Genomic DNA, 12,255 nt, shown 5'->3' with positions numbered 1-12,255 from the left:
CAGTGATCAGCACCGTCCCCGCCCGGCCGCACAGGGGTTGACGGCCCGTCAGCCCGCCGGTGTCTCCTCCAGCACCTCGGCCAGGACCCGCGCCGCCCGTTCCGCGTCGGCGAACCCGACGTACAGCGGCGTGAATCCGAACCGCAGCACATCGGGCCGCCGCAGATCGCCGACGACCCCGCGCTCGATGAGGCGACGCATCACCGGCTCTGCCTCGGCGCAGCGCAGAGCGACCTGGCTGCCGCGTTCGGCGTGCGCGACCGGCGTGACCGGGACGACCCGGCCCTCCGGTGCGTACGCCGCGACGCACTCCAGGAAGAAGTCCGTCAGCGCCAGCGACTTGGCCCGCACCGCGTCCACCGAGACGCCGTCCCACACGTCGAGTGCCGCCTCCAGCGTGAGCATGGAGACGATGTCGGGTGTGCCGACCCGGCCCCGTACGGAACCGTCCGCCGGGGCGTAGTCGGGGGTCATGCCGAACGGGTCGGCGTGCGAGTTCCAGCCCGGCAGCGGGGAGTCGAAGGCGGCCTGGTGGCGCTCGGCGACGTACAGGTACGCGGGCGAACCGGGGCCGCCGTTCAGGTACTTGTAGGTGCAGCCGACCGCCAGGTCCACGCCGTGCTCGTCCAGCCCGACCGGGAGGGCGCCCGCGCTGTGGCAGAGGTCCCAGACGGCGATCGCGCCCGCCGCGTGGACGGCGGCGGTCAGCCCGGGCAGGTCGTGCAGCCGTCCCGTACGGAAGTCCACCTGGTTGAGGAGGACGGCGGCCGTACGGTCCCCGAGCGCGGACGGTACGTCGTCGGGTGCGACCGGCACGATCCGGTGGCCGGTGAGCCGGGCGGCGGAGGCGGCGATGTACCCGTCCGTGGGAAACGTCGTCGCGTCAACCAGGATCTCGTCGCGTCCCCCGCCCGCGAGAGCGGCGAGGCGGGTGGCGGCGACGACGGCCTTGAAGACGTTCACGCTGGTCGAGTCGGAGACGACGATCTGCCCGGCGGCGGCCCCGACGAGCGGCGCGATCCGGTCGCCGATCCGCTCGGGCGCGGTCCACCAGCCGCTCTCGTCCCAGGACCGGATGCGCAGCTCGCCCCACTGGCGGGTGAGGACGTCCCGCACGCGGGCCGGGACGTGGACGGGCAGGGCGCCGAGCGAGTTGCCGTCGAGGTAGACGCCGTCGTCGAGCGCGAAGAGCTTGCGGCGGTCGGCCAGCGGGTCGGCGGCATCGAGGGCGAGTGCCCGTCGGCGAAAGGTCTCAGACATGGCTGCGCGCCGTCCACAGCTCCGGGAACACGTTCTTCGTGGCGCGCTTCTCCAGCCAGGCCACTCCGGCGGAACCGCCGGTGCCGGTCTTGGAGCCCATCGCACGGCGGGTGGCGACGAGGTGGTCGTTACGCCATCGCCACACCAGCTCACCGACGTCGGTGAGCAGCTCGCCGAGGCGGACCAGCTCGTCGTTCTGGTCGTCGGAGGCGTAGATCTCCGCCCACACCGCCTCGACCTCGGGCGACGGCTCGTACCGCTTGGTCAGGTCGCGGCCGGTGACGGACTCCGGGACGGCGTACCCGCGCCGGGCCAGCAGCGCCAGCGTCTCGTCGTACAGGCTGGGCTCTCCGAGCGCCTTCTCCAGCTCGGCGTGGACGCGGGGCGCGCCCCGGTGCGGCACCAGCATGGAGGCGGACTTGTCGCCGAGCAGGAACTCCATCCGCCGGTACATCGCCGACTGGAATCCGGAGCCCTCGCCGAGCGAGCCACGGTAGGAGTTGAACTGGGCGGGGGTGAGTCCGGCGAGCGGCCGCCAGGACTCGTTGAGCGCCTCCAGCTCGCGCAGCGAACGCTTCAGGGCGTCGCGCGCGACGGGTATGCGGTCCTCGCGCAGCGCGCGGGTGGCGGTCTCCCACTCGTGGACGATGACCGTGAACCACAGCTCCATGACCTGGGTGGTGACCAGGAAGACCATCTCGCCGGGGTCGTCCGAGCGGAGGTGCTGGAGGTGGGTCAGGACATCCGCCTGGACATAGTCCTCGTACGGAGTCGTTCCCGCGAAGTCCAGGTACGGGGTGTCCGCACCGGTGGCTTCGGGGTCGGGGTGATTGGTCGACATCGCTGTCTCCTCGACACGAGCTTCCGGGTAGCGGTCCGCCCCTTCCGTGAGGTGATGGAGCTCCGGTCCCCTGCTCGCATACTAAGCGCCTCCCCGCCCGGCGTGCTTGGGCGGGGAGCCGCTCAGGAAGTCAGCTGAGGATGTCGGCGGCGGTCGGCGAGGAGTCGCGCAGGAACGTCGAGCAGCGCTCGTGCTCCCCGGTCTCCCCGATGGACCCGGCGGCCCGCGCCAGGGCGTGCAGGGCGCGCAGGAAGCCGCGGTTCGGCTCGTGCTCGAACGGTACGGGGCCGTGGCCCTTCCAGCCGGCCCGGCGCAGGGCGTCGAGGCCCCGGTGGTAGCCGGTACGGGCGTAGGCGTACGACTCGATGACCCGGCCGCCCTCGTACGCCTCGTCGGCGAGCTGCGCCCAGGCGAGCGAGGAGGTGGGGTACTTCGCGGCGACCTCGGCGGGCGGGGTGCCGGCGGCGAGCAGCTCGCGCGGCTCGGGGTCGTCGGGCAGATGGGTCGGGGCGGGGCCCCCGAGCAGGTTCTCGTGGATGGACATGGATCAAGTGTGCCTGGACCGGGCCGCCGGGGACACCGCACCGGCCGCCCTACCGCCCGGTTTCGCGCGCCCGCTCCGGCTCCAGCGGCGGGGCCACGATTCCGCAGTGGACCGTGCACTCGGGCCGCTCCTCCCCACGTTTCCGCTCGGCGGCGTGCGACGGGGTGCGGACGGTCCAGCAGGCGATGACCGCGCCCAGCACCAGCAGCCCGGCGCACATCGGCATCGCCCGCCGGAAGGTCGCCGCGAACTCGCCCGCGTCCCGGTACGCCTCCGGCCCCATCCCGGCGAGCAGCGGCAGCGCGGCCACCGCGATCAGGCCGGCGGCCCGGGCGGCCGCGTTGTTGATCCCGCTGGCCAGCCCGGCGCGCCCGGTGTCCACGGCGGCCAGGACGGTCGCGGTGAGCGGGGCCACGACCACGACGAGCCCGGCACCGAGCACCAGGACGGCGGGCAGCACCTCACCGGCGTACCCGCCGAAGGACGCGCTGCCCGGCCCCACCCGCAGCATCAGCAGCATCCCGGTGGCGGCCAGCAGCGGCCCCACCGTGAGCGGGATGCGCGGCCCGATCCGGCGGCCCAGCTCACCGGACCAGGCGGAGAACAGCAGCATCAGGACGGTCGTCGGCAGCAGCGCGGTACCGGCCCCCAGCGCCGAATAACCGGCGACCACCTGGAGCTGGATCGCGGAGAGGAAGAAGAAGCCGCCGAGCGCCGCGTACACGCAGAACGTCACCAGGTTGACCGAGGTGAACAGGCGCGAGCGGAAGATCGACGGCGGCAGCATCGGATCCGCCCGACGCTGCTCCACCAGCACGAACGCCACGCCGAGCAGCACCCCGGCGAGCGCCGCCCCGATGACGAGCGGCGAGGCGCCCTGCTCCGGCGCCTCGATGAGCGCGTACGTCACCCCGGCCAGCGCCAGCGCGCCGAGCGCGGCCCCGAGCACGTCGAACCGGCCGTGCGCCGCCGGATCACGCGACTCCGGTACGTGGCGGAGGGCGACGGGCACGCAGATCGCGGCGAGCGGCAGGTTGAGCAGGAAGACCCACCGCCAGCCGGGCCCGTCGACCAGCCACCCGCCCACGAACGGCCCCACGGCCGCCCCGACCCCGCCGAACCCGGACCAGAGCCCCACGGCCCGCGCCCGGTCGTCGGGATGGAAGCTGGCCTGGATGAGCGCGAGGGACCCCGGGGTGAGCAGCGCCCCGCCGACCCCCTGGAGGGCGCGGGCGGCGATGAGCATCTCCGCGTTCGGGGCGATCCCGCAGAGCAGCGAGGCGGTGGCGAACCACACCACTCCCACCACGAACACCCGCCGCCGCCCGTACCGGTCGCCGAGCGCCCCGCCGAGCAGGATCAGCCCGGCGAGCGTGAGCATGTACGCGTTGACGGTCCACTGGAGCGCGGCCAGATCGGTGTCGAGATCGGCGCCGATGCGGGGCAGGGCGACGTTGATGACGGTCGAGTCGAGCATCGCCATGCCGGAGCCGAGCACGGTGGTGAGCACGACCCACCGCCCGACGGGCGAGGCGACCCGGATCTCCCCGGGAGCGGAGCCAGCAGCAGCCATGGGGCCAGCTTGCCCCAATCAAGCCCCTCCGGCGATCGAGGAGAACCCACTCCCGGAGGGCCCGCACACATTGAGCCCCTCCGGCGATCGAGGAGCCGGGGGCCCGGGGCAGCGCCCCCGAAATCACGCGGCTACCGCACGGCGCCCACCGCCCGCACCAGCGCCTCCACCCCTCGCTCCACCTTCGCCCGAGGGCACCCCACGTTCAGCCGCACGAACCCCGGCGCCCCGTAGACGGAACCCCCCATGATCGCGACCTTCTCCCGCTCCACCAGCACCCGCTGCAACTCCGCGTCGTCCACCCCCGCCGCCCGCAGGTCGATCCACGCCAGGTACCCGGCCTGCGGCGGCTCCCACCCCAGCTCGGGCAGGTCGGTGGAGAGCCGCTCCGCGACGTGACCCAGGTTCCCCGCCACATACGCCCGCACCGCGTCCAGCCACGCCGCACCCTGCCGGTACGCCGCGATGTGCGCGGTCAGCGACAGCACCGCCGGCGAGGCGAGCCCCTCCGCCGTCTCCATGCGCCGCAGGTACTCCGCCCGGTCCGCCGGATCGCCGATGAGCCCGTACGAACCGGTCAGCGCCGGAAAGTTGAAGGCCTTCGACCCGGAGGTGATGAGCGCCCAGCGGCCCTCACCGGCCACCCGCGTCCACGGCACATGGACGTGCCCCTCGTGCACGAAGTCCGCGTGGATCTCGTCGCTGACCACCGCTACCCCGTGCCGTTCCGCCAGCTCCGCCATCCGGGTCAGCTCGGCGGCCGTCCAGACCCGCCCGGTCGGGTTGTGCGGCGAGCAGAGCACCAGGACCTTGGCGTCCGGCCGCGCCAGCTCCCGTACCAACGCCTCCTCGTCCCCGACCGGCACCCCGCGCAGCTCCCGCCCGAGCCCGGTGATCGCCTTGCGGAAGCCGTCGTACGTGGGGGTGTGGACGACGACCCCGTCCCCCTCGGCCGTCCACATCTGGAGGAGCTGGGAGAGCTGGCTGAGGACGGACGGGCCGTACACGAGCTGCCCGGTGTCGATCTCGGTGCCGTACCGGGTGGCGTACCAGTGCGCTACGGCCGAGCGGAAGTCGTCCTGCCACCAGGTGGTGTAGCCGAAGACGCCGTGGTCCAGCCGGGCCCGCAGCGCGGCGAGCACCTCGGGCGCGGTGGTGAAGTCCATGTCGGAGATGGTGAACGGGAGCAGCCCGTCGACCCCGAACCGGTCGGCGACCCCGTCCCACTGGACGCACCAGGTGCCCCGGCGGTCGATGGCGGTGTCGAAGTCGTACAGCTCGGCCATGACGGGCCCTCCCTCTGTGAACGGTCTCGGCACGGCAACGGGCCCGGCCCTCCGGGAGGAGGACCGGGCCCGACGCCGTACAGCCGTACATCCGTACTGATGCGTGGTTACTTCAGCTTGGTGCCGGTGGAGCGCAGGTTCGCGCACGCCTCGGTGACGCGCACGGCCATGCCCGCCTCGGCGGCCTTGCCCCAGGTGCGGGGGTCGTAGGTCTTCTTGTTGCCGACCTCGCCGTCGATCTTCAGGACGCCGTCGTAGTTGCGGAACATGTGGTCCGCGACCGGACGGGTGAAGGCGTACTGGGTGTCGGTGTCGAGGTTCATCTTCACGACGCCGTTCTCCAGCGCGGTGGCGATCTCCTCGGCGGTGGAGCCCGAGCCGCCGTGGAAGACGAAGTCGAACGGCTGGCTGCCGGCCGGCTTGCCGTACTTCTCGGAGACGCCCGACTGGAGGTCCTTCAGCAGCTCGGGGCGGAGCACGACGTTGCCCGGCTTGTAGACGCCGTGGACGTTGCCGAAGGAGGCGGCCAGCAGGTAGCGGCCCTTCTCGCCCAGGCCGAGCGCCTCGGCGGTGCGCAGCGCGTCGTCGACGGTCGTGTACAGCTCGTCGTTGATCTCGTGCGTGACGCCGTCCTCCTCGCCACCGGTCGGGGTGATCTCGACCTCAAGGATGATCTTGGCGGCGGCGGCCTGGGCCAGCAGCTCCTGGCCGATGGCCAGGTTGTCGGCCAGGGTCTCGGCCGAGCCATCCCACATGTGGGACTGGAACAGCGGGTTCAGACCCTTGGCGACGCGCTCGGCGGAGACGGCGAGCAGCGGACGTACGTAACCGTCCAGCTTGTCCTTGGGGCAGTGGTCGGTGTGGAGCGCGACGGTGACGTCGTACTTGGCCGCGACGATGTGCGCGAACTCGGCCAGCGCGACCGCGCCCGTGACCATGTCCTTGTTGTACTGGCCGCCCAGGAACTCCGCACCGCCCGTGGAGATCTGGACGATGCCGTCGCTCTCGGCCTCCGCGAAGCCGCGCAGGGCCGCGTGCAGCGTCTGCGTCGAGGTGACGTTGATGGCCGGGTAGGCGAACTTGCCCGCCTTGGCCCGGTCGAGCATCTCGGCGTAAGCCTCGGGGGTTGCGATGGGCATCTGACCGCTCCTTGGGATGTGCGGGTGTACAGGCGTGTAAGTCCCTGACCTGGGGGCGACGTCATCGTCGCCCCCATCTTCCCAGACTCCTCATCCGGCTCCACCCGGCGGACCCTGTTTCACGTGAAACAGTCCGTGAGGTCCGAAATGGCTCAGGCGAGGCCGAGGTCGGCCACCGAGTAGACCTGGATGTACGGCAGACCGGCCTCCGCGATGGCCGGAGCGGCACCGCGCTCCACGATCACGGCGACGGCGACGACCTCGCCGCCCGCCTCCCGTACGGCCTCGACGGCGGTCAGCGGCGAACCACCGGTGGTGGAGGTGTCCTCGACGACCAGGCAGCGGCGGCCCTTCACGTCGGTGCCCTCGATCCGGCGCTGCATCCCGTGCGCCTTCTGCGCCTTGCGGACGACGAACGCGTCCAGGCTCTGCCCGCGCGCGGCGGAGGCGTGCAGCATCGAGGTGGCGACCGGGTCGGCGCCGAGCGTCAGCCCGCCCACGCAGTCGTAGTCCAGCTCGGCGGTGGCGTCCAGCATGGCCTGGCCGACCAGCGGCGCGGCCTTGCCGTCCAGCGTGATCCGGCGCAGGTCGATGTACCAGTCGGCTTCCAGCCCCGAGGAGAGGGTCACCTTGCCGTGCACCACGGCCTTGTCCTTGATCTGCTGGAGCAGGTCAGCGCGTACGTCAGTCATGTCCACGAGGGTATGCGCATGCCGAAACCCCCCGAGCACGCCCCGCCTCAGAGCCGCGTCCAGCTCCAGGTCGTCGTGATCTCCAGCGGGTCGATCGGCGTGACCAGGCGAGGTGTGGTGTTCAGGCCGTTCGGCGGACCGGACTGCGGCTCGACGCAGATCGCCTCGTCCTGCTCGTCGTAGATCACCACCCACTCGCTCCGGCTCTTCACCGTCAGCTCCAGCTGCTCCGGCCAGGTGAGCTTCACGTCCACGCCGTCGGGCATCCCGAAGCAGTCGTCCCACGGACCCGGTACGGGGTCGATGCGGCGGCCGGTCGGCAGGTGGTCCTCGCCGCGCTCCTCCTGCCAGGCGGCGTCGAAGGAGAGCTCGGCGGGCCGGCCGTCTTCGAGGCTGCGGTGGAACCAGGGGTGCCAGCCGGCCTGGGCCGGGAAGGAGGTGCCGTACGTCTCGACGGCGAGGCCGAGGGTCAGCCCGTCCTCGGTCAGCTCGAAGGTCTGGGTCACCCGGCCCTCGTACGGCCAGGGCTCGGCGAGGTCGTAGTAGAAGGCGGCCTGCGCCTTGTCCACGTGTGCGGTCTGCCAGGCGGTGTCCCGGCCGGTGCCGTGGATGGCGTGCGGCGGCGAGTTGAGGGGCAGCTGGTGGGCGGCGTCGCCGTTGCGGAACTTCCCGGAACCGGTACGGCCGCACCAGGGCACCATCGGGAAGCAGCCGTACCGCTCGCCCTGGCGCAGCAGTTCGGTGGAGCCGATCCGCAGGCTGCTGATCCGGCAGCCGTGGGCGGGGTCGACGGTCAACTCGGCGTCGCCGGCACGGAGCCTGACGCTCTCTGCGTTCTGGGTGGTCTCTTCGCTGCTGCTCACCCGACGACCCTACTGGCGGTCTTCTGGCGGTGCCTCACCTACGGCGCCGCAACGCCCGGCTCAGCACCACGGCGGAGGCGAGCGCGAGAGCGGCGGCCGGTGCGACCCAGCGCAGAGTGGTTCCGGGCCCGCCCGCGTCCGGCGAGGGCACAGGGGCGTACCGGCCGCGCGGAGGCGCGTGGTCGACCTCCTCCGCACTGCGGCCGATCATGGTGCGGCGGGCGTGCGCGGCCTCGGCGGGCGGCTCGTCGGGGACGGTGAACTCCACTCCGGCGACGGGGTCGAGGGCGGGCGGCGGGACGGGCGAGTCGAACACGGAGGCGGATTCGGCGGGTTCGGAGGGTCCACCGGCGGATGCGGCGGGTCCTCCGGCGGGCTCGGCGGGTTCGGAGGGTCCACCGGCGGGTTCATCGGGTCCACCGGCGGGCCCGGCGGATGCGGCGGGTCCACCGGCGGGGTCGGAGGACTTCGGGAGGCCGGCCGGGTCGGAGGGCTCGACGTCTCCCTCAAGCCCTTCGGCCGACACGTCCTCCGCGCCGTCGTCCCCGCCGTCTCCCTCCCGTACGGCCAGCGTCTCCGTCACCAGCTGCTGGGTGAAGCGGTCCAGGAGGCGCTGGGCGGCGGCGAACGCGGCGCCCTCCTCCAGCTCGGCCAGCCGGCCGTCGCCGCTCGCCGTACCGCTGTACGTGAGAGTCGTGCCGCCCTCCGTCCCCGGCCCTGCCCCCGTCACCGTCTCCGTGAGGGCGAGGGTCAGGGCCAGCTTCACCGCGCCCGTCCCCCGGGCCTCCACGCCCTCGCCGGTCACCGAGAAGCGGTCGCCCTCGGGCCCGGAGAGCTTCAGCTCGCCCCGGTAGGTGATGGTGTGGCCGCCGGCCCGGAACTTCCACCGGCCCGCCAGCGGCGACGCCGACGCGTCGGCGTCGCGCTGGAAGCCCGGTACGCAGCGGGCGACCCGGGCGGGGTCGCCCAGCGTGCGCCGCAGGGCCGGGACCGGGACCGGAACGAACACCTGATGCTCCATACAACCGAGCCTAATCGCCCCCGGCCCGCCCGTCAGGGCTTCCACCCGCCCGGCCCTCGCGCCCCGCGCCACAGCACGAGGCCCCCGGGAGCCCCTCACGCCTCCTCCGGGTACCGCGGGTGGACCAGCGTGGACGGCGCCTGCCCCGGCAGCCGCAGCCGGTCCGCCGCCCGGGCCCCCTCCCGCAGCTCCGCCTCCCCGAGCGAACGCGGTACGGGTACACCCGCGCCGAGCCCCGGCTCCCCCACCGCCTCCGCCGCCGCGAGCAGGAAGCCCCAGCCGTCCGCGGACCGGCCTCCGGAGGCGAGCCGGTCGGGGCTCGCGGTGGAGCCGGACGGGTGACCGGAGGGGCGGGCCGGGATGCGGTACGGGCGGGTGGCGAGGCCTCCGGCCCGTACCGAGGCCTCCACCGTCCAGAAGGTCCGCGGCCGGACCGCCGGCGGGCCCGCGTGCACCACGAGCCGGCCGCGCGGGGCCAGGGCCTCGGCGACCAGCCCGTAGAACTCGGCGGAGTACAGCTTCGTACTGGCCGTGATCCCCGGGTCCGGCAGGTCGGAGATCACCACGTCGTAGCGGTGGTGGTCGGCGCGCAGCCAGGTGAAGGCGTCCGCGCCGACGGTGGTGAGGCGCGGATCGCGGTAGGCGTGGCCGTTGAGCTGGGAGAGGGCCGGGTCGGTGCGGGCCAGCCGGGTGACGGCCGGGTCGATCTCCACGACGGTGACCGAGCGGACGTCCGCGTACCGGAGGACCTCGCGGGCGGCGAGTCCGTCGCCGCCGCCGAGGACGAGGACGCGGGCGCGGGGCCCGTCCATCGCCGGGTGGACCAGCGCCTCGTGGTAGCGGTACGCGTCGCGGGCGCTGACCCGGAGCCGGCCGTCCAGGTAGAGGCCGAGGGAGTCGCGGTCGGTGCCGGTCAGGACGACCTCCTGCACCCCGGTCTGCACGGCCACCCGCACCTGGTCCCCGTAGACCGCCCGCCGCGCCGCCCGCTCGAAGTCGTCGACCAGGAACGTGGCGGTGGCCAGGACGGCGATCACCGAGAAGTTGACCAGGAAGAGGAGCCGGCGGGAGCGGGGCGTGAGGTCGCGGCGGAAGACCCACAGGACCAGCGCCCCGCCGGCGACCGCGTTCACCGCGCCCGTCAGGAGCGCGCCGGTGAGCTGGCCGAGCATCGGCAGCAGGAGGAAGGGAAAGGCCAGCCCGCCGACGAGCGCGCCCACGTAGTCGGCGGCGAAGAGATCGGCCACGGCCCCGCCCGCGTCCTGCCGGTCGACGCGCTGGATCAGCGTCATCAGCAGCGGTATCTCCGCGCCGATCAGCACGCCGATCGCCAGCGAGAACCCGACCACGGCGTACCGCGACTCACCGAGCCAGGCGAACGACGCGTACAGCACGAGCGCCGAGGAGCCGCCGATGAGCGCGAGGGCCGCCTCGATCAGCCCGAAACCGACGGCGGCGTGGCAGCGTAAACGTTTCGCGAGGAGTGAGCCGATGCCCATCGCGAAGACCATCGTGGAGAGCACGACGGAGGCCTGGGTGACCGAGTCGCCGATCAAGTAGGAGGCGAGCGCGACCAGTTCCAGCTCGTAGACGAGACCGCAGGCCGCGCAGACGAAGACGGCGGCCAGCACGAGGAACCGGCCGGTCCTCGGCCGTACGGGAAGCCGCGCCGCGCCCCCTCGCAGCGACACCTGCTGGTCGATCATGCTGCGAACGCTACGTCACGGCCCGGTCGCCGCCTGTCACCCACAAGGGTGCAAGTAACCACAGGAGTTCTAGTGACGCGGCCGGGAGGCGCCAGCCCCCCGGCCGCACGGCCCTCAGAGAGCGGGTGCCGGGATGCGCACCCCCACTCGGGTCCGGGTGGCCACCAACTGGCCTTCCTGCGGGTACGCGTGCCAGGTCCGCCACCGCACCTGGCCCTCGATGCGCTGGGCGAGCATCGCGGTGAAGGCGTACGGGGAGCCGGGGAAGGTGCCCGCCAGGCCGTGCGGGTGGTCGCTCACGAGCGCGAGCAGCTCCTGCGCCCGTCCCGCGAACTGGCCCTGCGTCAGGGTCTCGACGCGGGCCGCGAACTCGTACTCCCAGTCCCCGAGCCGCTTGGCGACACCGAGTGGGAGCGGAGTGCTGCTGCCCGGGATACAGGCGACGGTCTCGGAACAGACGCCGCGGTCCTCCTGGAGGAGCACCTGGTGGGAGGCGCCGAGGAGCCTCAACTGCAGTTCGGCACCGCCGAGCCGGAGGTCGAGGACGGCGAGGGCCGGGAGCGGCTCCCGCCCCAGGGTCCAGGCCAGGTCGGCGGCGCGGGTATCGGAATAGGCCGTCTGGAGGGTGGTGAGCATGGGTCGGCTCCGCAAACACACATGGACGCATGGACAGCGGGCTTCCCCCGAACGTGCGCATGGGAGGAGGGGAGCGCCCGATCTGGTCCAACTGGGGTCCGAGGGCTGAATGTTCTCTTCGACGAGGGAATCACGAAGTACGCCGCACTCGCAGCGTTTTTACCCAACTTGACGTGGTTTCCATCCCCTCGGGGGCAGCCCGGTTCAACTGTTCAGCCGTTTTCGTCTGCGTGGCTCAACGACAGGGCGCCCGGAGGGAGTTCACCCTCCGGGCGCCCGGCCCTGGAGTCACTGTCGGTGACGGCGACGGCCTCCCGGCCCGCTCAGCTGCCTCCGCCGCAACCACCGCCGCCGCCACCGCACGACGACCCGCCGCCGCACGAGTGGCCGCCGGAGGACGAGCCGCAGGACGAGGAGTCGCCTCCGCCACCGTCACCGCCGGCCCACCATCCACCACCGCCCGCCGTCGAACCGCTCGCGGCGGACCGCCGCCGGGCCCGCCCGGACGGTCCGCTCCCGACCCGGGTCGCCCGTGCCAGGGCCACCAGCAGGCCGACGAGAATCCCCACACCGATCAGCACCGTGACGAGGACAGTCATGCCCCTCACCCGCCTTTCTCTCCCCCAAAGCGAGCGGTTCCCCCGTCGCTTCCCGGATCTCTCCGGTTTCCCGGTCTTCCTTCGTGACAGGGGGA

The 12,255-nt window shown here is 72.9% G+C and carries 12 protein-coding genes; all 12 read right to left on the bottom strand.

The features are described from left to right. Window positions 1-48: 48 nt before the first annotated feature. Window positions 49-1,260 carry a kynureninase gene (gene kynU, locus ACIRR8_RS11035; RefSeq protein WP_404061917.1) on the bottom strand — a complete coding sequence of 404 codons (1,212 nt, stop codon included), beginning with the start codon at window positions 1,258-1,260 and terminating at the stop codon, window positions 49-51. Further along, window positions 1,253-2,101, bottom strand: a complete 849-nt coding sequence (locus ACIRR8_RS11030) for a tryptophan 2,3-dioxygenase family protein (RefSeq protein WP_404061914.1) — start codon at window positions 2,099-2,101, stop codon at window positions 1,253-1,255. The genes kynU and ACIRR8_RS11030 overlap by 8 nt, the downstream gene beginning before the upstream one ends. A gap of 130 nt (window positions 2,102-2,231) precedes the next feature. Next, window positions 2,232-2,645 (bottom strand): DUF3151 domain-containing protein, encoded by a 414-nt coding sequence (locus ACIRR8_RS11025; protein ID WP_404061911.1) that lies wholly within the window; start codon window positions 2,643-2,645, stop codon window positions 2,232-2,234. A 49-nt stretch (window positions 2,646-2,694) separates the two neighbouring features. Beyond that, complete coding sequence (locus ACIRR8_RS11020; RefSeq protein WP_404061908.1) at window positions 2,695-4,218, bottom strand: DHA2 family efflux MFS transporter permease subunit; 1,524 nt, start codon at window positions 4,216-4,218, stop codon at window positions 2,695-2,697. A 131-nt stretch (window positions 4,219-4,349) separates the two neighbouring features. Beyond that, window positions 4,350-5,504 (bottom strand): MalY/PatB family protein, encoded by a 1,155-nt coding sequence (locus ACIRR8_RS11015; protein ID WP_404061905.1) that lies wholly within the window; start codon window positions 5,502-5,504, stop codon window positions 4,350-4,352. 107 nt (window positions 5,505-5,611) lie between these two features. Beyond that, window positions 5,612-6,643 (bottom strand): class II fructose-bisphosphate aldolase, encoded by a 1,032-nt coding sequence (gene fbaA, locus ACIRR8_RS11010; RefSeq protein WP_404061902.1) that lies wholly within the window; start codon window positions 6,641-6,643, stop codon window positions 5,612-5,614. 152 nt (window positions 6,644-6,795) lie between these two features. After that, window positions 6,796-7,335, bottom strand: coding sequence for an orotate phosphoribosyltransferase (gene pyrE, locus ACIRR8_RS11005; RefSeq protein WP_404061899.1), 540 nt, complete (start codon window positions 7,333-7,335; stop codon window positions 6,796-6,798). Between the two features lie 47 nt (window positions 7,336-7,382). Further along, window positions 7,383-8,132, bottom strand: coding sequence for an aldose 1-epimerase (locus ACIRR8_RS11000; protein ID WP_404062569.1), 750 nt, complete (start codon window positions 8,130-8,132; stop codon window positions 7,383-7,385). Between the two features lie 100 nt (window positions 8,133-8,232). Then, on the bottom strand, window positions 8,233-9,219 hold the full coding sequence (locus ACIRR8_RS10995) for a carbon monoxide dehydrogenase (protein ID WP_404061896.1): 987 nt from the start codon (window positions 9,217-9,219) through the stop codon (window positions 8,233-8,235). Between the two features lie 95 nt (window positions 9,220-9,314). Beyond that, window positions 9,315-10,925, bottom strand: a complete 1,611-nt coding sequence (locus tag ACIRR8_RS10990; RefSeq protein WP_404061893.1) for a polyamine aminopropyltransferase — start codon at window positions 10,923-10,925, stop codon at window positions 9,315-9,317. 114 nt (window positions 10,926-11,039) lie between these two features. Next, complete coding sequence (locus ACIRR8_RS10985; RefSeq protein WP_404061890.1) at window positions 11,040-11,561, bottom strand: DUF2617 family protein; 522 nt, start codon at window positions 11,559-11,561, stop codon at window positions 11,040-11,042. Between the two features lie 323 nt (window positions 11,562-11,884). Further along, entirely contained in the window at window positions 11,885-12,160 is a 276-nt protein-coding gene (locus tag ACIRR8_RS10980; RefSeq protein ID WP_404061887.1) for a hypothetical protein, read from the bottom strand. Between the last annotated feature and the right edge of the window lie 95 nt (window positions 12,161-12,255).

Origin of the sequence: Streptomyces sp. NPDC101178 (assembly GCF_044767965.1) — a bacterium.
Classification (GTDB): domain Bacteria; phylum Actinomycetota; class Actinomycetes; order Streptomycetales; family Streptomycetaceae; genus Streptomyces.
Note: the sequence above shows the minus strand (reverse complement) of the source record. Positions and strands in the feature narration are given on the sequence as shown.